Genomic DNA, 20,344 nt, shown 5'->3' with positions numbered 1-20,344 from the left:
AAAGAGCTCGGCAAACTTCTTTCAAAGGATTTTCATATCATTCTGTTAGGACGGACAAAAGAAAATCTTGAGGAAGCTGCTAATGAAATTGAACATTCAGGGGGCGTAGTCTCATTCGCATCGCTTGATGTCAGGTCATCTGTGGAAATAGAGCAGGTCACGTCTACCGAAATGCTTCAGGATGGTATTGGTCTATTGGTACATAACGCCGGGGTAGGCTACTTTGGCCCGCTGACTGAATCGAAAGATGAACAACTTGAAACAATGTTTGAAACAAATGTGCTTGGTCCGATCCGTTTAACCAAAGCTATTTTGCCACAATTGGAAAAAGGACACTCCACTATCCTCAATATCATTTCCACTGCTGGCCTAAGGGGAAAGAAGAATGAATCGCTTTATGTTGCGAGTAAGTTCGCACTCAGAGGGTTCGGTGAAAGCCTTCAGAAGGAGTATGAAGACTCCGGTTTAAGGGTGGTCAATGCTTATATGGGAGGCATGAATACACCATTCTGGAATGAGAGCGATCATATAAGCGACCGTTCACGATTACGTTCTCCCAGAGAAGTTGCAGAAATTATTGTAAAAGAATACCAATCAATCGAAGAAATCGTCATTGATTCAAAAAAATAAACGTAAAAAGGTCGGGGCAGAACCCTCGACCTTTTTTCAGCCGCGCTATGGAGCAAATGGAAAAAACATAAAAGCCACGAAAAAAATCATTAATGAAACAATAAAAACAGCTGACAGGTCAATGATGATCAGCAGAGCAATCCACACCCATCTGATACCTTCAGTTTGTTTCTTATACCACCATATGCAGCGGATATTCACCAGGGTCAAGAAGAGTACTATGCCGAAAAAAAAGAAAGGGACCACCCATTCACCAAGTGTCTCTGCATGTCCTTGGTTTCTCCATTCAATGTTGTTCATTGAATAAAATCCGGTTTGCAATTTGATCGCTATTTCCCCGATTACAAACGTGAGCCCGATCGCTGTCACGGTTCCCCCCGCAATCAGCTTGAATCTTTTTCTGTTCCAATAAGCATAGCAAGCATGCTCCCTAAGAACAAGACAGCAGCAAATTCCATTTCCTGTTTCCCCCTTATTCCAGCAGATTCGCCTTAACTCACCCCTCTTCTTTCAGCACTTCCAGCAAACGTTCGATCCTATCAATTGGAAACCCTTTTCGATAAAGTGCCTGTTTCATTTTCTGTTTATATTCAAAACCTTCGTACTTAGTTGAAAATCTTCTATGCGCTTTCTGTCCCTGATGATAGAGGGCATCCCATTGCTCATCCGTATCACGTTCGGTTTCAATCGTTTCCCATACAGCCTTCATGACAGCACCGCGATACCCTTTGCGCTGCAAATTCTGCTCTATCTTCTGTTTGGCAATCATAAAGGAATCATTCCGATACTTCCTCAATAGTTTTTCTGAAAGCGCAGCCGCCTTTTCGACCTGCATTTCAAACGTAAAAGCCTCAAGAGCTTCTTCAATATATGGATCATCGACACCTTTTCTGTACAGTTCACCGCGTATCCAGCCCGGCCCTTTATCTGATGTATTGATTTGTGTACCAGTGAAAGCATGTGCGAATTCTAAATCATTCAAATACTTCATATCATTTAGTTTATGAATGACTTCACCGATGATGCCTTCTTCTAATTCATCATCTTTTAAATGATCGCGGATTTCCTTTTCTGTTCTCATTCGGTATGACAGGAAGTGAATCGCTTTATTCAACGCTTTTTTCACATCATCCTCATACTGCATTTCGGAAATTTCGAGCTCATCCACGTCAAGCCCTTTTCGCAACCCGAATTTGGCGAGCACAACTTCATCCACACTGAAGGCATACTTACCCTCAATGAATACATTGTAGCGTTCATCATTTTTCACTTGCTTCGTAATTTTCGATATGACACCCATATTTTCCACCTCCTTATTACTGTAACACACCAGATTATGTTTTTAATTCTGCAAATAGGTAAAATAATAAGTAGAACTGGAGGGATGAACATGAAAATTGCCATCACAGGAGGTACAGGGTTTGTCGGGCAGGCAGTTACCGATGAATTGGTGACTCATGACCATGAAGTGGTGATCCTCACCCGAAGTCCTGATAAATATGAAAATCGGCCGGGAATCACGTACACTAAATGGCTGGCAGATGATGCACACCCGCAGCATGATCTCGAAGGCACGGAAGTATTCATCAATCTTGCCGGTGAATCCATTAGCAGCGGCCGATGGACAGACGAACGGAAGAAGCGGATTATAAACAGCCGCATCTCGTCTACTCAAGAAGTGATAGAATTAATGAAAAGCCTTTCCAATAAACCTGACTGCCTTATTAATGCAAGTGCCATTGGCTTCTATCCATCATCGAAGACCAACACCTATACGGAAGTTTCCACCGAAAAGGCAAATGACTTCTTAGGGGAAACCGTTCAGATTTGGGAAAAAGAGGCATCGAAAGCAGAAAAACAAGGTTTTCGGGTTGTCTATACCCGGTTTGGAATCATTCTTGGTGAAGATCAAGGAGCCCTCCCCCGCATGGCCATGCCTTATAAGATGTTTATAGGCGGTACCGTGATGCCCGGAAACCAGTGGATGTCATGGGTTCATATAACTGATGTTGCAAGGGCGATTCGGTTCTCAGCTGAAAACAAAGCGATTTCAGGTCCTGCAAACGTCACGGCTCCGACTCCTCTCAGGATGAAAGAGTTCGGCATCATTCTTGGAAGTGTGTTAGGCAGGCCACATTGGATTCCGGTACCTCCGTTTGCTTTAAAACTGGCAATGGGTGAAATGAGCCAACTCGTCTTGGAAGGACAAAAAGTTCTGCCAAGCGTCCTTTCAGAAAACGGTTTTCAGTTTGAATATACTGAACTTGAAAGTGCACTTGTAAATATTTATCATTCACGTTAGGTATGACCCCTTCTTTTAAAGGTAAAAATAAGAGTAAATCTTGAAAAGAAGGGAAGTACATATGATGGATAATAAACGTAAAAAAGACAAAGACAAATCAAAGCTGTCAAGTATGCAGGAAGTAACCTATTCAAGAGAATTCAAAAGAGCCGATCGTGCTGCAGGCTTCAGTCCTAAACGACATACCTAAGCAAATATTACCTAACTAAAATTACTCCTTTTGATAAAAAATAAAGGTACAAGCTCACATAAGCGTGAGTCTTGTACCTTTGTTTTTTAACCTAATTAAAGGGGATGTTTGTATTGGGCAGATCACGAGGACATAAAAAACGCGACAAAAACATGAACAGCTTGCCACAGACACCGGCGGCTTTAAAATCTGACGGTATTGACGAAGAGTTCTCAAGAGAACTTGCCGACCAAGCTGACATGGAAGCTCAGGCTCGCGCAAACGCAGCGAACCAACGTGTACGCGTGAAGAAAAACCAATAACAGAGCCCCTCACGGTTTAGGATATGGACCTGAGGAATTCATACAAGCCGCCTTTTACATTGGGCGGCTTTATTTCATTGTAAATTGAAAGAAGGAAAGGATTACTATGGACAATGGAATTATTCTTGGCGGATTTCAGAATAATCTTGCCGCTGCTGGACTTAATCTTGCCACTTTCATGAATATGCTTTTCGATTCCCATGATAATTCAACCAATTAACTTCTTTCCGCTTATTTACCAAACTAAGAAGAATCCCCTGCTCTCTTCATTTAAACGATTACCGGTTTCTTTTTATCATCCTTATGCAATAAGATTTGTCTCAAATAAGGCATTACCCAATGATCTGCACCCCAGTAGTATGCGCCTTTACCAGTGAAAAGAAGGATAACTGCAATTGTAAGAAGAAGCGGATTCGTGCTCACAGTTCCTGCCATCAGGAAGTTCAGGTTCATGGAAGCTCCAGCGAGTAAAGCCGGCACTGTCATCAATCCTGTAATCAATCCCAGCCCAATTAGAACTTCCCCCCAAGGGATCAGGAAATTGAATAAATCAACATTTGGTATAGCAAAATCTTTCAAGAATCCTGCATACCACTCCTGAACTGCAGGATTCTCGCCTCCTGCCTTGGCTATCGCCCCCTGCAGAAATCCGCTTGCGTCAAAACCATCATTGACTTTATGCAATCCTGCTTCAAGCCACTTGATTCCCAGCCAAATTCTAAGCACTGTCCAGACTGCACTAACCTTTTCATCATGCCACCATTTCATGATGGTTCATCTCCTTATGAATTATTGTGAAGTATTTCACAAATACATGCACAAAAATATCTTTTTTGGCTATAACTAGTTATTTGTGAATTATTTCACATTTACTTTACACTTATAATATACCCCCCGCCACCACTTTCTGCAATAGACATTGTGCACAGTTCATAAAGCTGTCAAAAACCTATAAGATACTTCTGACTAATATATCCACAATCCACATGAACCCCTAACTGAAGCTGCTCTGTCAGGGTCATGTCTACACCATTTCCACGATTTCATCTACCCACTCAGCCTTTTCATCTTCCCCAATCTTTTCACAAAGGCGACTATGTATCCGTTTAAATTCGGGTACAATATTCTTCATCACAGTATAAATTTCATCAGGATTTCGGCATGCGTCCCAACCTGCCAAAAGCTCCTTCTCCCTCTTATTAAATGGAGATCTCTCTCCTTCGTACTTCGACCAGTCTCCGGGGGCATTCGGCTGCCTGTCTTTCACCATTTCCCAGCCCGCTGCAATCGTCCATCTCATCATATCCAAGGAATGAAGTGCATAGTAAAGTTCTCCCCTATGCACTCTCCTGTACACTTCATGCATGTGAGCGAAGAATTTACTTCTCCATATTTCAAAATCACCGTAATTAATTTCATACCGGAGAAGTCGTGAATGTTCTCTAACATTTCTTACGATATTGCAGGGATCATATTCGATATGTGCTTCTTCCTTCATATAATGTGAAGGTTTCAGGTCACCTTTTTTATAGTAAAATGCATCCACCTTTATGAAGCAATTGAAGTGAGCGACCGTATGCTTTGCCCAAGGGAAATCTTCATAAAATAAAACATCTCCCCAGAACTTGGCACGTTCTTTCTTATTCTTTCTATACTCTTCATATACTTCATCTTTGACGACGATCCTCAAATCCAAATCTGAAAAACAATCGTGGTTCCCCTTCGCAATTGATCCGCCATAGTAAAAAGCCAGCACATTTTCGTCATTCATCAAGTCTCTTCTTATTGCTTCCTTTAATTCCTCCCGTTTACTGATCAAATTCGCATCTCTTTTTTCGTGTTTTGTTTCGAATCCCATGACTTCTCCCCCTTTCTATTAATGGCTCATGTTCCAATAATATTATTTAAACAGCACGTTTAAAAAGTCTCTCTCTCTTTTACCGCAATGAAGTCTTCCTCCCTGATCACACTTTTTTCAGATGCGAGCAGGGATTGAAACTCCCTAAATAATTCATTTATTTCTTCATATTGATTAATCAAAACGATACTTCTTTTATATTCTTCCTCATCTCTATAACGGGTGATTTCCATCCACTTTGAAGGGTCGTCCCTACTTTTCAGGTGAAGTGAATGAGCGTCTATGTGCCGCTTGTAAATCTCTCCGGCTTTTTGCTGGATATTTAAATACTCTTGTTCTTTATCAGGCTGGATATGATATTCATATATTTTTACGAACATGAATTGCACTCCTTCTTCTTTTCATTACATTCCCATGCCATTTACGAGAATCTATTGAATAAATCCTACCACAAATTCCCTTTCTCTTTTTGTCATTTTCAGATAATCTAATGATACTTGCAGTAGACTTGAAATGAAGCAGGGAATTGAGTATATAGAAACCAACCTGACGGGGGGTAGACAGTATGAAAACGCAAAGAAAGCTTTGGAGAATGTGGAAGATTGTTTCACTTGCTGTTTCAATCGTCCTAAGAATGTATTGGTATGAGTTGAGAGGGAAGTCGGAAACAGAAAAGAATCGGCTATGGGAAAAAATCGGGAAGGAATTCAAGCAAACACTATTTGAATTGAATGGTGTCCTTATCAAGGTTGGACAACTGATGAGCATACGTGAAGACTTGATGCCAAAAAGCTTTGTTGATCAGATTAAAGACCTGGTTGACCATGTCCCCCCATCTCCGCGGGAAGAAATAGAGAAGGTGCTTGAGTCGGAGTGGAAGTATCCTGTCACCGTTAACCTGAAATCACTGGATCGTGAAGCGGTTGCCTCCGCTTCCATAGGTGAAGTGTATAAGGCAAGGCTGACCGATGGAACCCAGGTGGCAGTCAAAGTTCAGCGTCCTGAAATTCCTTTATTGGTAAAAACCGATTTCAGATCCCTGGCAATCATCCTCTGGTTCGTGAGACATTTCGCTCCTGTCCCAAAAGGCTTGATCAATTTTAAGATGCTCTACCGGGAACTGAAGCAAGTTATTGAACAGGAGCTTGATTTTTATAAAGAAATGAAGACAGCGATCGCTTTCAAAGAAAGATTTAAAGATCATCCTGGCATTAAGGTACCAGAAGTTTATCCTGAATTATGTACAGATAAAGTACTGGTGATGGAATGGGTTGAAGGGGTTAGACTTAACGATACTTCAGAGATTGAACGGTTTGAACTGGAGGGTGAGAAGCTTGGACAGAGATTATTCCGGTTGTTCCTGCCTCAATGGCTTGAAGCCGGGACGTTCCATGCAGATCCGCATGCAGGAAACATCCTGATACAGCCAGATGGAACTTTTGTTTTATTGGACTTCGGGATGGTTGGAGAAATTTCCAAACGTGATTCTGTATATTTCCAACAATTGCTGGAAGGCATCTTGTTGAAGGATTATCAGAAGGCTGCAGAGGCTCTCGCACAATTAGGCTTCTTATTACCCGATGCGAGCCTTAAAGGCGTGGAGGGGCTTCTCGAGGAACTTGTGTCCATTGATATGGAACAGTTCAAACAGATGGATCTGGTTGCTGTGAAAAAAGAAATGAACCAAATGATGAAATCTCTGCCCATACAAGTCCCGACCCGTTTCATTTTTCTCGGACGTTCATTTGCCACAATCGAGGGGCTGAGTTATACATTATGTCCGGAAAAAGAAACACTCGATATTATGAAACCGGCATTTCTCGATTGGGTCAAAAACACCGATCGGAGCAAATGGGACCTCCTGCTTAAATGGATTGCGTCACAGCCTTTGTTTCAAGGTATCCATAGAATTCGTGAGCTGGTCGGAATTCCCAATAGAATGATCCAGCAAAAAGACGATCATCAGAAAAACTTGTTTCAATTCAGCCTGTATGAAAATCAAAAAAAGCACGCCTTTACACTTTTCATCGTCGCAATGCCCGGTATTTTCTTCGGATATAATAATGAATTGGAAGTCCTTTGGCAGGGGAGCGCCGCCCTATCCGGGATTGCTTTACTGGGTTATTCAATCACCGGAGTGAAACAGAAAAAATGGTTAAGTAAATTGAAAAATCGTTAGGATACCAATAGGGATGCACCTCGGTGCATCCCTATTGGTACCGAATGGAACATTCCCGGCTGGTGCATACGATGTTCCGCCCGTTTTGCTTGGCTTTGTACAAAGCTTCATCCGCTTCTTGAAACAGGGACTCCCGTTCCTCTGAGCCCGGGATGAATGCCGAGACACCAACTGAGACAGATAACTGAAGCTTATTCTGATCCGGCAGGAGAAATCCATGCTCATATACCGCTTCCCTCACACGCCCGGCGATTTCTTTCGCCTGGTGCACCGTACAACATGGAAGCAGCAAAGAAAATTCTTCTCCTCCATTCCGTGACAAAATGTCACCTGTCCTGGTCAATCTGCTTAATAATTCGGCAAGCTGCTTCAATACTTCATCACCTGCTGTATGACCGTATGTATCATTTATTTGTTTGAAATGATCGACATCGATCAGACAGATTGCGCACGCTTCATTCTCCTCGATCGCTTCTTCAATAATCCGGTTATAATGACTGTCAAATGAACGGACATTATATAGTCCGGTCAGTGCATCTCTTTGGGCATTTTCTTTATAGCGGTAATAGCGCTCACTCGTGTTCCTGATATAATCGACAAAATACAGCGTCAAGCTGCCGCCGATGAGTGTACTGAGAACATGAAATAAAGCAAAATCAAGAACTTCGGAATAATTGTCTACCACGATATAAAGGGCTGCCGAAAAGATCAATTGACTATAAAGAAGCAGCACGGCCCACCTTTTCCACGGACCGGCTTTCAGGTACCGGACAATCACTCCCGATCCGATGGCAATCGCAAGCATCATGAATAATGCTACATAAGAGGAATAGTTCACATCGATGAAGAAGCGTCCTGCGATGATGACTGCAGCTGAAATGATCGTTGGCAGGAAGCCTCCGTAGAACGCAACAAGTATGACCGGAATATGCCTTAAATCGAGGATGGTCATATCGTTGACACCAATACTGTAGTGCATGAGAATAATTCCCAGTAAACCCGCAAGAATCCCATCAACTACTTTTATGGTGGTCGGGGAAGCCATGGTCAGCCTATTTTTCCTGAAGAGCTGATGCCATACAAAAGTGAACGACATTATCAGAGATATGTTTATTACTAAATCACTTATCATACCTGTATCTTTCCTCACGTTTTATATAATAGGTAAATTATACCGTATTACCGTATATAATTTCACTCATTACTTCAAATAATTCACATTATTCATATTCTTCAGCGGGGAATACTGGAGAATATTGAAAATCCTTCAACTCAATCCTGTTCTCGACAAATACCACCCCTTCTCCTTCCAGAAGCTTTTTTTGGAAATGAAATTGATCTTCATCTTGAAAACCGATTTTCCCCTTGCTACTGATCACCCGATGCCAGGGGAGATGATGCTTCCTGCTCATGGAGTGCAGAATCCTTACCACCTGTCTTGCTCCCCTTGGACTCCCTGCGCAGCCTGCAATTTGCCCGTATGTCATGACTTTTCCCGGCGGGATGTCTTTTATGATGGTTATTGCACGTTCGGTAAAACTTTTCAACAAATGCACTCCTCTTCTAACTTATATGTTTAGTCTACCTGATTATATGAAATAGTAATAGGGAATGAAAGATACGGCTTTAAGCCTCTTTCCTATAATATTCTACTCTTTTATATTAAACTAATGATTAGCAGAAGAGAGGACGTGATGTTTATGTCGATAAAATTAATCGCACTTGATATGGATGGGACGCTTGTCAATCACGAAGGCGAGGTTTCTCCGGAGAATGAGAGGGCCATTCAACGGGCAAAGGAAAAAGGTATTCATGTAGTGTTGAGTACGGGACGCTCTCTGCGAACGTGCAGGGATATTTCAGATCAACTTGGCCGTTCCTCTTATTTGATCACTGTAAACGGCGGGGAAATTTATGATCATGACTATAATCTGGTGGACACTACACCGCTTGATAAAAATCTCGTGAAACTTCTTTGGACATTAAAGGAGAAGCATAATGTTTATTACTGGTCTTCGACAACTCAGGGTATATTCAATACTCATAACCCTTTTGACCAGGACATCGATACATACGACTGGTTGAAATTCGGATTCGATATCCAGGATGATGAAGTGCGTAAAGTGGTGATGGACGAATTGATGAAAAATGAAGCACTTGAAATCACCAATTCCAGTCCGACTAATATTGAAATCAATCCAGCAGGTGTCAACAAAGCAGCAGCACTTGTAAAGGTATGCAAATGGCTGGATCTGTCGATGGAGGAAGTGATGGCTGTCGGTGACAGTATGAATGACATCGCCATGATCAGGGAATCCGGGTTCGGGGTAGCGATGGGAAATGCTCAGGAAAAGGTAAAGAAAGCAGCGGATTGGGTGACTGGCCATCACACAGATCATGGGGTCGCACAAGCGATTGATCGAGTACTTTATTCTGACAAATAAATAACTGTTCTGAACAGCTATTTTTTGTTATTCCCTGTTATTAAAATCAACTAGCTTTTCAAATGAAAACGTGCTCCTGACATTTGGATCACGTTTTTTTCTCTGTCAATATGCAGAAAAACAGGAGCATCTGACAATTAGATGCTCCCCTGACTCATTTATCCGATTATAATTTCATCATTCTCAAATCTCACAATGACTTCTTTTACACTTTCATCTTCAAGAAGTAAATCAGCAATCTTGTCTTCTACCTGCTCCTGGATCACACGGCGCAGCGGTCTTGCTCCAAATTCAGGGTGATAACCTAACTCAACCAGCTTATCCTTAGCTTTTTTCTCGACTGTTACAGTAATCTTTTGGTCACTAAGTTCACTTTGGAGTTCAGCGAGCATCAGATCAAGAATTTGAATGAGCTCATCTTTATCGAGTGACTGAAATTCGATGATACTGTCAAATCGGTTAAGGAACTCAGGCTTGAAGTAAGCACCCAATGATTGCAGGATCGTAGTTTCCTTCACTGCATCCGTGCCGACTGTATCAAAACCTACAACCGCTTCTTTCTTATCTGTCACTCCTGCATTACTTGTCATGATGATGACCGTTTCCTTGAAACTTACGGTCCTCCCCTGACTATCCGTTAAGCGTCCATCTTCCAGGATTTGCAAGAACATATGCTGAACATCAGGGTGGGCTTTCTCGATTTCATCTAAAAGAATGATGGAGTAAGGATTTCTTCTGACTTTCTCCGTCAGTTGTCCTGACTCTTCGTGTCCGACATATCCTGGTGGTGAACCAATCAGTTTGGATACAGAGTGCTTCTCCATATATTCACTCATATCCAATCGCAGCATACTATCTTTTGAACCGAATAATTCTCCCGCCAGCGTTTTCGTTAATTCTGTTTTTCCTACACCAGTCGGTCCCACGAAAAGGAAAGTACCAATCGGACGGTGTTTCGCTTTTAAGCCCGCACGGCTCCGGCGAATCGCTTTCGCTACCTTTTTCACAGCTTCGGATTGACCGATTACTTTGTTCGAAAGATTTGTTTCCAGCTCTCTCATACGTTTACGGTCATCGCCTTGAAGCTTCCCTACAGGAATACCTGTCTTCGTTTCAATGATTGCCTGGATCAGTTCTGGTTCGACAATAGACTTTTGAGCTGTGCCATATTGAAGCTGTTTCTCCATCTCTGCTTCTTCATCGCGAAGCTTGGCTGCTTCCTCATATCGCTCTTCTAGCGTTGCTTTTTCCTTCTTTGCTTTTATTACTTTTAATTCCTTGTGAAGGGCAGGTGTATCTTTGCCTTCTGATTTCAGATTCAGCTTAGAACCCGCTTCATCCATCAAATCGATTGCTTTATCCGGTAAGAACCGGTCCTGTATATAGCGGTGAGAAAGCTTCACGCATGCCTCGATTGTTTCATCGCTAAAGATTACGCCATGGTAACTTTCATATTTTTCACGTAACCCTTTTAGAATCTCTATTGCCTGTTCAGGAGTCGGCTCATTCACCATCACTGGTTGGAACCTGCGTTCTAGAGCCGCATCCTTTTCGATTTGGCGGTATTCTTTCAATGTAGTCGCCCCTATTACTTGAAGTTCACCGCGGGAAAGTGCAGGTTTTAGGATATTGCCTGCATCCATCGAGCCTTCTGCAGAGCCTGCACCTACTATTTGGTGGATCTCGTCGATGAATAACATGACATTCTTGCGATTTTGCAGCTCGTTTATAATCGCTTTCAATCGTTCTTCAAATGAACCGCGGACTCCGGTACCGGCCGTTAATGAAGCAACGTCCATTACATATACTTCTTTGTTAAGAAGTTTGGACGGTACATTTTCTGCAACAATTTTAAGTGCCAGCCCTTCAGCGATTGCCGTTTTACCTACACCCGGCTCACCGATCAGAACCGGATTGTTTTTATTGCGGCGGTTTAGAATTTCAATCACACGCTCTACTTCTTTATCTCTTCCGATTACAGGATCAATAAGGCCCGCCTTCGCTTCATGAGTTACATTACGGCCGAATTGATCGAGTACGCCATTACCGCCGTTTCCACCTGTTTGTGTATCCGGGTTATGCTGCTCTCCTCCAAATGCTTGAGGGTGATGTCCGCTCATATTTAAACGTTTAAATAATTCTTCAAATGGGGATCCGCCGTCCCCGGCAGTCATTTTAGAGTGTTGTTGTTGAAAACAATCTGAACACATCTGCAGCCGGGTCTTATGATTATTCATACTTTTATACACTTCCACTGTTGCCTGATTTTGATGACACAATTGACATTTCATAAAGTATTACCTCCTAATAGTGTTTTGTTTATATGCTGAAAAAATATTTGTTAGTAATTTGATTTTAATAGCGTACAAGGAGTAAGGTTTTGACTTTGACTTTCTTTGACCTTATAGCTACATTATAGTTTGACCTATTTTGACTTTCAAGATTTCTGCTTATGGAAAATTTTAGACAATCCCAGCCTTTATGTAAAAACATGCAAAAAAGCTGGCTTTTTGATTGGCCAGCTTCCCCCCGATTAATACCATAGATCACATTCGTCATATTCATAGTCGATTTTATATTGTGGATTTGAATTTTTAGATTTTTGTTTTGATTTGCTTTTATTATCTTCTTGTTTATTTTCTTGTTTAATTGATTTATTTTTACGGCGGGCAGATACTCCTTCAATCAATTTCATTATGTCTATGCCTTGGACAAGGTTTAATAAATTCATAGGAATTACGGCCCCTGTTCCCCCATTCGATTGAACCAATGAACTCAAACCATTGATCAGTGATTTCGCATCGATTTCTTTTCCTGATGACAATTGACCCAGTTGATTTTTTAACGCATCATTGTCCAGAACACCGCTTACCAGTCCCTGCAGGGTATCCAAGTTTAGTGAGTTTCCCTTCATGAACTCTGCTGCTTTGTCTTTCAATGACTCCATGTCAGCAATATTTTCAGGAATGATTGATTGAAGCTGATTTTTGAGAGAGTCGGATTGTCCCTTTATTTCACTGGATAATTCATTCTCTTTTAATGCAGATGTTATCATCTCCAAAGCTGAATCGATTGTAATTTGCCTGCCATCTTTATTTACCTGGTCCTGAATGAGTTTGTAAAGTTCTTCTATCATATTTTTGTTATCCATGTATGTTTGCCTCCTTTCAATCTGTTAGTGTTAAGGTGCTTTCATTAAAGAAAGCATTGATAAAAACCGCTGTTGACTTTCATGTGACCGCCAGGAACTTATTCAGGAACTATCTTTGCCTTAGTCTGATAGAAAGCGGTTATAAGAACCGCTTTCCATGATCATTCAATTCTTAGTCAAACAATTCACTGATGACTACGATTAGCAGTAAAGCAATTCCGATAATTAACGCAGCGATTGGAGCGATGCCTAACGTTATTAAAAACGCTACCACTAGCAACACCAGTAGAAGTTTAAAGAAGTCAAAATCTTCTCCTGCAGCATGATGAGCTGGACCTTTTGGCATGAATATCCACCTCCTTGTTCATTTCTCTAATATATTATGGTTGTCCACATGAAATGGTTTGTTATAGTTAACTAGTATCTAGTAAAATGGGTGAATAGCTTAGTAGATTAAAACAATAGAAACGGTTAGAGGGTAAGTATGAGAGAAGGGGCGAGTACAAAGCTTGACTGCCAAAAAATCAAAAAGGAGCCGGGGGTAAATCCGGCTCCCTTACTTTCATTATTTCCATCTTCAGACAATTTCACGATCCCAGTGACGGTGTGCTGAAATCGCTTCAATAAATTCAGAGGTGAATGTGTCTATTGATTCACCAGTCACTACGCCCGGACCATTCTTGATTCCGATTTCTTCCAGGATTGAAGCTCCCTCATGTGTGGCACCGATGGGCTTAAAGTGAGCAAAGGCTTCTTTTACAAAATAGGAAGTCTCCTTAAAGAAATTCTTATCTGTTTCGTTACCTCCAACCACGTATAAGCTGTCGAATATAACTGAATCACATGTCAAAAAGGTGTGATCCACTTCCAGTTCCTCTCCTTCTGCTCCTTTCAGGACCCCTAGTTTGCTGCTGATGATTTCAGGCTGGAGACCTGCCTTTTTTAATCTCTCCAGAGCAGTTGTTACTTCTTTTCCTTTGAACAGGTTGCTGACAATGACCCCGACCTTACGTGTATGAGGCCTCTTGACTGTGTTTTCCTGACTTAATGCAGGAGACGATTTAGTTACTTTGGAACCCGGTCCTTCTGGAACGTCAGCTCCTATCGCTTCTGCAAACCCTTTTGCCAGGTCAAGACTGACATGAGCGAACATATCGACCACCTGCTGCTGGACGGATTTACTCATGACTTTTCCAAGTTCAAAGCTGAAAGCATTGATCATATGTTCTTTCTCTGGCCCGCTCATGCTATTCCAGAAAAGTGTGGCTTGAGAGAAGTGGTCTTTGAAGCTTTCACTTCTCGCACGGACTTTGCGTCCCTCCATTTTTTCCTGATAATGAGTATAGCCTCCTTCCTCTTCATTTGCAGGTGCAGGGGTGTTATTAGCAAGTGAGTTCTTATGGTAGCTCACCTGACCCTTATTGATGGTTTGGCGTCCGTATCCGTCTCGCTGATTGTTATGAAAAGGACAGACCGGCCGGTTGATCGGAAGCTCATGGAAGTTCGGTCCTCCAAGTCGGATAAGCTGTGTATCTGTATAAGAGAATAAACGACCCTGTAATAACGGATCATTCGAGAAATCAATACCGGGCACAACGGATCCGGGATGGAATGCGGCCTGTTCAGTTTCTGCAAATACATTATCCACATTTCGATTCAGGGTCATTTTACCGATGATCTTCACCGGGACTTCTTCTTCGGGCCAAAGTTTTGTTGGATCAAGTATATCAAAGTCGAAGTTGAATTCTTCTTCTTCTTTTATCAGCTGAACACCAAGTTCGTATTCAGGGTAATCCCCATTTTCAATTGACTCATATAAATCACGGCGGTGGAAATCAGGGTCCTTACCGTTAATCTTTTGTGCTTCATCCCAAACAAGAGAGTGGGTTCCGAGAACCGGTTTCCAGTGGAACTTAACGAAGTGGGCTTTTCCTTTTTCATTGACGAAACGGAAAGTGTGAACCCCGAATCCTTCCATCATGCGGAAACTCCGTGGTATTGCACGGTCTGACATCGCCCACATGATCATATGAGCAGACTCCTGGTTATTGGCTACAAAATCCCAGAACGTATCATGCGCAGTCGCTGCCTGAGGCATTTCATTGTGAGGCTCAGCCTTGATCGCATGTACCAAATCAGGGAATTTGATAGCATCCTGGATGAAGAAAACGGGTATATTGTTACCCACTAAATCATAATTGCCTTCTTCCGTATAGAATTTTGTAGCGAATCCGCGTGCGTCACGGACCGTTTCTGCAGAACCCCTATTTCCAGCCACAGTTGAAAAACGGACAAATACAGGTGTTTTCTTGGAAGGATCCTGCAAAAATCCGGCTTTCGTATATTCTCCCATAGACTCGTAGACTTCAAATTCACCATGAGCAGCAAATCCACGCGCATGGACAATACGCTCCGGAATCCTTTCATGGTCGAAATGAGTCATCTTTTCACGGAAATGAAAGTCCTCCATCAATGTGGGACCCCGTTCACCTGCTTTTAACGAAAACTCATCTTCCGACACTTTCACTCCCTGGTTGGTCGTAAGATGTTTTCCACTGTCGTCGGCACGATATTGGTCAAGCTGTTGATTTTTACTATTGCCGCTCTCATTACTCTTCTTATCGTTCCTCATTATCTCATTCCTTTCATTTACTATGTAAATTGCTCTGTTCGTTTTATACCCGTCAACACAGCCAATAAACATAAATTGGAATGCTCGATTGTTTATTGGTTCCCGGTTTGAAGAGAAAGATGGAAAAATTCTATTAATACTTGAAATAGAATAGAACTCCTAATAATTAGGTGGATGATCAATCGGCCAAGAAACCAATTCCACTTTCTGTCACCTTCATAAAGATCCCGTCCATACACCTTTTTCGAAAACGCCATATATGATTTCCTGCAGCATACTTCTCAACAGGATGGGCTTTGGTCAATTCACGTAATAGAAAAACCCTTTACAAACGTAACAATGTTCTGCTATAGTACATATACATTAACGTAACAATGTTTTGTTACAGCTGAATAAAAGAGGTGATACTTACTTGGATACCGATCTTATATCAAAGAAGGAAGTCCTGGAACTGACGGGTATCTCTTATGGTCAGCTCTATCGCTGGAAACGCAAGAGTATCATTCCTGAAGACTGGTTTATCAAGAAGTCCAGTTTCACAGGACAAGAAACCTTCTTTCCACGGGAAAAAATGCTGGCAAGGATCGAAAAAGTGAAAGAGCTGAAAGACACCCACTCGCTGGATGAATTATCCGATTTCTTCTCACCGAATCCGACGAAGGTTGAAATCACGTTAGATTCATTACGTCTGCAGAAGATTCTCCATTCGGAAACGATATCGTTCTGCACACCTCTGTTAAAAAATGTAAAATCGATTGAATTTCCGGAAATCCTGAACATGTTCATAGTTGAAAAAGTGCGAACCCGTTTGATCAGTGCAAAAGATCAAATTGCACTGTTTCAGTTTTTACATGAAAGCTTTTCTGTATTTGACAATCCATCTTATGAACTGCGGGGACTGCGAAAAAATGATACAGTCATTTGGATATTGCTTCCGCTCCACTCCAACCCTTTCATTGACCGAACAGCCGAGACAATTATGAAGCTTGATTTACTCCAAATGTTTGAAGATTTAAAAATCACTTTGACTAGTGAAATCAATTATTGATCTGGAGGAATATAGGATGAGTACTGTTGAAAAAACGGAATTACATGATTTAAAGATCAGCGGCTCCGGTACATCCGGCGGCGGCAGGTTCAATTCAGTGAAAATCAGCGGCAGCGGAACAATACAAGGTGATATTGACTGCAGGGACCTCAAGATCTCTGGATCCGGTAAAATTAACGGGGAAATCATAACGGAAGAATTTAAAACCAGCGGATCTTCGAAAATCAGCGGGGGCATCAAAGCGAATGAGGTTTCAATCAGTGGCAGTACAAGAATCGAAGGAGCGGTAACAGCAGCAGAAATGACCGTCAGCGGATCTTCGAAAATCAGTGAGGATCTTACGTGTAAGGACTTTAAATCAAGTGGTTCCACGAAGATTGATGGTAAACTCCAGGGCGGAATGATTAAAACCAGCGGGTCATTGAAAGTGGAGAAAGATTGTGAAGTGGAAACTTTCATTGCAAGGGGTTCTGTGAAGATAAATGGACTTCTCAGTGCTGATAAAGTGGATATTGAAGTGAGTCATGAATCCTTCATCAAGGAGATTGGCGGAGAAATCATTGAAGTGAAAAACGAACTTTCCACAAAACTCGTGAAACAGGTTGTGAATTTCTTCGTCCAGCGAAATGACTGCCTTCGATCAGATTTAATAGAAGGTGACGAAATTCACCTGGAAAACACGAAAGCAAAGCTCGTAAGGGGGAAAAACGTAACAATTGGAGAGAATTGTGAAATCGGAACAGTCGAATACTCCGGCTCATTCGATGTTAAAGACGGAAGTATAATAGGTAATTCTATTAAAAATTGAACTGCATCTGACATAATAATCTCCCAGCGGATAAAAGACTTGGAAAATTGTGATTAGATGAATAAAAATCCGAACTTTAATTTGAAATTCTTTCATAGAATTCGAAGTAGTTCGGATTTTTTATGAACTGTTGCTCTTTTTAACTTTTTCCAGTTGTTGATTGGAGTACAAGACGAATACTCCTAAGGAAAGGCGGAGCATTGACACGGTATCGGCAGCGGTATTTGTTCAGTTAAGCAATGTTTTTGAAACGCCTTGCTGATTAATGGAAGGCTGGATCAACTGCCCGCGATTTATGTTTAACAGTGCAGACAAAGCTTCATCGACACTGGTGGAAATGCTCGTGAGATATTGATGGATTCTGACAAGATGATCACTCATTTCTCTTTCATCATTAAGAATACTGGATATAATCTCCATAGGATGATCACTGTTTAATAAATACACTAATTTTTTCTCTTTTAGGAATTCCAGATTGATTTCTTCCTGACCCGGTAAAAAATCATGAATGAAGATCGGTATTCTTTTATGCAAAGCTTCCGTTATTGTCACTCCGCCTGGTTTGGTGATGATCGCATCAACTGACTCGTAAATCTCATTCAGTGCTTCCCGGTCTTCGATATACATCAAAGGCTTTATATTCGGTTTAGTCGAAAGCATATCAAACAATTTCTTATTATGACCACAAAGGACAGTGTACGTATAGTTGCAGGCATGGGAAGGGTCCACCATGAATTCTTTTAATACGCACAAGCCATTATTCCCGCCTGCAATCAGGAGATGTTTTTGGTCTGTTTCGCTTTTTGAACTTTTACACTTGGCTTCTTTAAACACGTCTGATACAGGTACCCCGGTTGTATAAATTCTATCTGAGGGTATTGTATATTCATTGATCAATTCCTGCTTCGTTTCCTTGCTCGGAACTAAATGGAAATCAATATTTTCCTTATCCCATACTCCATTGATAAAGAAATCTGTATACACATTGAACGTTGCAGGATCAAAAACAGGTGATTTCTTCTTCAGCCTCCCAATGATCCTTGAAGGAAATGAATGGGTGCAGATGATATGGGATGGTTTCTCTTCTTCCACTAATTTTTTCAGCTTCATTTCGAAATAGACCGAGCACATTGAGAGACTCTTCAGCACTCCCGTATAGTCATCGCTCATCATCAACTGTGAATAGAAGCTTTTATAACTTTCCGGATAAGCTTTTATCCACTTCATGTAAAAACCCGAGACAGCATTTTCGAGAAATTGATTGGAGAAAGATAGAAAATCAATTATCTTTACTTCTGCATCCGGATGGCTGCTTTTTATATTCTCCTGCAGTACTTCTGCTACTTTGACATGTCCAGTAGGAACACTGAACATCGACAATAGGATGATTTTCATCTCTATCCCCTCACTTTCCTTCGCTTCCTTAGATAACGTGTCAAGGATGACACAATAAAAATGACTAATAGCAAAACCCCTAAATAAGGAACATAATTCGGATTAATCGGAAATGAACTTCCGAGTCCCCACCCCAGCAGGATGTATGTGATGGACCATAATAGTGAGCCCGCACATGAGATAAGCAAATACCTCATGATGTTTATTGAAAAGATCCCTGACAGGTATGGAGCGACCTGGCGGAGTCCTGGCATAAAAAATCCCATAATCAAGGTTTTTGATGAATTCCGCTTGAATTTCGCCTCAAATTCAACTGCCTTATCCTCTGTGATTCCTATCCACTTTCCACATTTATTAATGAGGGGATAACCGACTAACTTTCCGCCGTAGTAACCCCCGATCATGCCGGTATAAGTTCCGAGGAATGAAAATACGATACCCCAGAACATAGATAATTGGCCGTGAGCTGCTAAAACTCCGATTAAAAAAAGCAGCGATTCTTCAGGAGAAGGAATCCCTACAATTCCACAAAATAAAAAGAGAAAAATGATGAAATAGCTGTATATTTGTATATAATGAATGATCTGCTCGCTGCCCATGCTATGACTCCTTTAATTTAAAAGCATCATCCAGGGTGATGAACTGGATATTTCTGCTAAGAGCATCCTCAATGTAAGCATCTAAACATTTTAACATATACTGAGGAGCTTCCTCATCGGCACCAGTCGTTGACCCGCTGTCATGAAGGATGAAAATGGCTCCGCTGGTGTCAGCCTCATTCAACCGCCTAAGCAAGTGTTCCTTGCATTCCTTCACTTTCCAATCCTTAAAGATATGGGACCATATGACAATACGGTAACGTTTGGTGAATAACAGCGAGAACAGATTAAAATGTCCCCACGGCGGGCGGTAGAATAAAGTTTCTTCACCGGTCAACTGCTTGATGACTCGATTTGTCTTATCCAATTGATTCTTCAACCCAAGAGGACTTAAGAACCAGCTTGATCGATGCCTGTAATGGTGTACTCCAAATGAATGGCCCTCCACCTTCATCCTATTGATTAATTCCGGATACTGTTCCGCGTGCTCCCCCACAACGAAAAATGTTGCCTTAACCCCGTGTTTTTCAAGTACATCCAATAGCGCCCGGGTATAAACTGGATGGGGACCGTCATCGAATGTTAATGCGATGGTCTCATCCTGCGGTATCCTTCTGATGACTCTCAGATTCAGCAACCTGATGATGACTGTACTTACAAGAGAATAAATGAAAAAAATGCCTGTTATTACAATCAAAATTCCGACCAATGGTTCTACACTCCCAGCGGACATGTTATGCACTGCCTGTCAAATAAAAGAAGCATTCCTGCTTCTTTTCCCTATGCCATCTTATAATGCTTTCTTT

Annotated in this window: 22 protein-coding genes; 8 read left to right on the top strand and 14 right to left on the bottom strand. The window is 41.6% G+C overall.

Annotated features, from left to right (window positions below; genetic code table 11):
* On the top strand, positions 1-630 hold a 630-nt coding region (locus HP456_RS01080; protein WP_172248161.1), incomplete at its 5' end, for an SDR family NAD(P)-dependent oxidoreductase.
* A 45-nt stretch (positions 631-675) separates the two neighbouring features.
* On the opposite strand, the gene HP456_RS01075 is transcribed toward HP456_RS01080, so the two are convergent.
* Both HP456_RS01075 and recX read right to left on the bottom strand, forming a co-directional pair.
* Entirely contained in the window at positions 676-999 is a 324-nt protein-coding gene (locus HP456_RS01075; RefSeq protein ID WP_172248160.1) for a hypothetical protein, read from the bottom strand.
* Positions 1,000-1,126: 127 nt separating this feature from the next.
* Positions 1,127-1,930, bottom strand: a complete 804-nt coding sequence (gene recX, locus HP456_RS01070; protein WP_172248159.1) for a recombination regulator RecX — start codon at positions 1,928-1,930, stop codon at positions 1,127-1,129.
* A gap of 90 nt (positions 1,931-2,020) precedes the next feature.
* On the opposite strand from recX, the gene HP456_RS01065 reads away from it, so the two are divergent.
* From HP456_RS01065 to HP456_RS01055, 3 genes are all read left to right on the top strand, one after another.
* Positions 2,021-2,932, top strand: a complete 912-nt coding sequence (locus HP456_RS01065) for a TIGR01777 family oxidoreductase (RefSeq protein WP_172248158.1) — start codon at positions 2,021-2,023, stop codon at positions 2,930-2,932.
* A gap of 61 nt (positions 2,933-2,993) precedes the next feature.
* A complete protein-coding gene (locus HP456_RS01060; RefSeq protein WP_376766182.1) occupies positions 2,994-3,122 on the top strand; it encodes a YfhE family protein in 129 nt (42 codons plus the stop codon).
* Positions 3,123-3,235: 113 nt separating this feature from the next.
* Entirely contained in the window at positions 3,236-3,424 is a 189-nt protein-coding gene (locus HP456_RS01055) for a YfhD family protein (RefSeq protein ID WP_172248157.1), read from the top strand.
* A gap of 270 nt (positions 3,425-3,694) precedes the next feature.
* Here the strand turns inward: HP456_RS01055 and HP456_RS01050 are convergent, their stop codons facing one another.
* The 3 genes from HP456_RS01050 to HP456_RS01040 form a co-directional block, all read right to left on the bottom strand.
* On the bottom strand, positions 3,695-4,192 hold the full coding sequence (locus tag HP456_RS01050; protein ID WP_172248156.1) for a DoxX family protein: 498 nt from the start codon (positions 4,190-4,192) through the stop codon (positions 3,695-3,697).
* A gap of 256 nt (positions 4,193-4,448) precedes the next feature.
* Positions 4,449-5,282 (bottom strand): nucleotidyltransferase domain-containing protein, encoded by an 834-nt coding sequence (locus tag HP456_RS01045; RefSeq protein WP_172248155.1) that lies wholly within the window; start codon positions 5,280-5,282, stop codon positions 4,449-4,451.
* Between the two features lie 59 nt (positions 5,283-5,341).
* A complete protein-coding gene (locus HP456_RS01040) occupies positions 5,342-5,662 on the bottom strand; it encodes a hypothetical protein (RefSeq protein WP_172248154.1) in 321 nt (106 codons plus the stop codon).
* Between the two features lie 185 nt (positions 5,663-5,847).
* Between HP456_RS01040 and HP456_RS01035 the strand changes: the two genes are divergently transcribed.
* The gene (locus tag HP456_RS01035) at positions 5,848-7,461 is read left to right on the top strand and encodes an ABC1 kinase family protein (protein WP_172248153.1); all 1,614 of its coding nucleotides are present in this window, start codon (positions 5,848-5,850) and stop codon (positions 7,459-7,461) included.
* A gap of 31 nt (positions 7,462-7,492) precedes the next feature.
* On the opposite strand, the gene HP456_RS01030 is transcribed toward HP456_RS01035, so the two are convergent.
* Both HP456_RS01030 and HP456_RS01025 read right to left on the bottom strand, forming a co-directional pair.
* Positions 7,493-8,506: a diguanylate cyclase gene (locus tag HP456_RS01030; protein ID WP_172248152.1), complete on the bottom strand. Its 1,014-nt coding sequence runs from the start codon at positions 8,504-8,506 to the stop codon at positions 7,493-7,495.
* Between the two features lie 175 nt (positions 8,507-8,681).
* Positions 8,682-9,008, bottom strand: coding sequence for an MGMT family protein (locus HP456_RS01025; protein ID WP_172248151.1), 327 nt, complete (start codon positions 9,006-9,008; stop codon positions 8,682-8,684).
* A gap of 123 nt (positions 9,009-9,131) precedes the next feature.
* On the opposite strand from HP456_RS01025, the gene HP456_RS01020 reads away from it, so the two are divergent.
* The gene (locus HP456_RS01020) at positions 9,132-9,905 is read left to right on the top strand and encodes a Cof-type HAD-IIB family hydrolase (protein WP_172248150.1); all 774 of its coding nucleotides are present in this window, start codon (positions 9,132-9,134) and stop codon (positions 9,903-9,905) included.
* A 158-nt stretch (positions 9,906-10,063) separates the two neighbouring features.
* Here the strand turns inward: HP456_RS01020 and HP456_RS01015 are convergent, their stop codons facing one another.
* The 4 genes from HP456_RS01015 to HP456_RS01000 form a co-directional block, all read right to left on the bottom strand.
* Entirely contained in the window at positions 10,064-12,196 is a 2,133-nt protein-coding gene (locus HP456_RS01015) for an ATP-dependent Clp protease ATP-binding subunit (protein WP_172248149.1), read from the bottom strand.
* A gap of 242 nt (positions 12,197-12,438) precedes the next feature.
* Positions 12,439-13,056, bottom strand: a complete 618-nt coding sequence (locus HP456_RS01010) for a hypothetical protein (RefSeq protein WP_172248148.1) — start codon at positions 13,054-13,056, stop codon at positions 12,439-12,441.
* Between the two features lie 172 nt (positions 13,057-13,228).
* Complete coding sequence (locus HP456_RS01005) at positions 13,229-13,402, bottom strand: hypothetical protein (protein WP_172248147.1); 174 nt, start codon at positions 13,400-13,402, stop codon at positions 13,229-13,231.
* 231 nt (positions 13,403-13,633) lie between these two features.
* The gene (locus HP456_RS01000) at positions 13,634-15,688 is read right to left on the bottom strand and encodes a catalase (RefSeq protein WP_172248146.1); all 2,055 of its coding nucleotides are present in this window, start codon (positions 15,686-15,688) and stop codon (positions 13,634-13,636) included.
* Between the two features lie 412 nt (positions 15,689-16,100).
* On the opposite strand from HP456_RS01000, the gene HP456_RS00995 reads away from it, so the two are divergent.
* Together HP456_RS00995 and HP456_RS00990 are read left to right on the top strand one after the other, a co-directional pair.
* Positions 16,101-16,736: a DUF4004 family protein gene (locus HP456_RS00995; RefSeq protein WP_172248145.1), complete on the top strand. Its 636-nt coding sequence runs from the start codon at positions 16,101-16,103 to the stop codon at positions 16,734-16,736.
* Positions 16,737-16,752: 16 nt separating this feature from the next.
* A complete protein-coding gene (locus HP456_RS00990; protein WP_172248144.1) occupies positions 16,753-17,544 on the top strand; it encodes a polymer-forming cytoskeletal protein in 792 nt (263 codons plus the stop codon).
* A 228-nt stretch (positions 17,545-17,772) separates the two neighbouring features.
* Here the strand turns inward: HP456_RS00990 and HP456_RS00985 are convergent, their stop codons facing one another.
* The 3 genes from HP456_RS00985 to HP456_RS00975 are packed head-to-tail and all read right to left on the bottom strand — an operon-like array spanning position 17,773 to position 20,247.
* On the bottom strand, positions 17,773-18,939 hold the full coding sequence (locus tag HP456_RS00985; RefSeq protein WP_172248143.1) for an MGDG synthase family glycosyltransferase: 1,167 nt from the start codon (positions 18,937-18,939) through the stop codon (positions 17,773-17,775).
* A gap of 2 nt (positions 18,940-18,941) precedes the next feature.
* Entirely contained in the window at positions 18,942-19,538 is a 597-nt protein-coding gene (locus HP456_RS00980) for a DedA family protein (RefSeq protein WP_172248142.1), read from the bottom strand.
* A gap of 1 nt (position 19,539) precedes the next feature.
* On the bottom strand, positions 19,540-20,247 hold the full coding sequence (locus HP456_RS00975; RefSeq protein ID WP_246288636.1) for a polysaccharide deacetylase family protein: 708 nt from the start codon (positions 20,245-20,247) through the stop codon (positions 19,540-19,542).
* Between the last annotated feature and the right edge of the window lie 97 nt (positions 20,248-20,344).

It is taken from the genome of Bacillus haikouensis (genome assembly GCF_013179555.1).
In the GTDB taxonomy this organism is placed as follows: Bacteria; Bacillota; Bacilli; order Bacillales; family Bacillaceae_B; genus Rossellomorea; species Rossellomorea haikouensis_A.
This window is presented reverse-complemented; position numbering and strand designations above follow the sequence as displayed.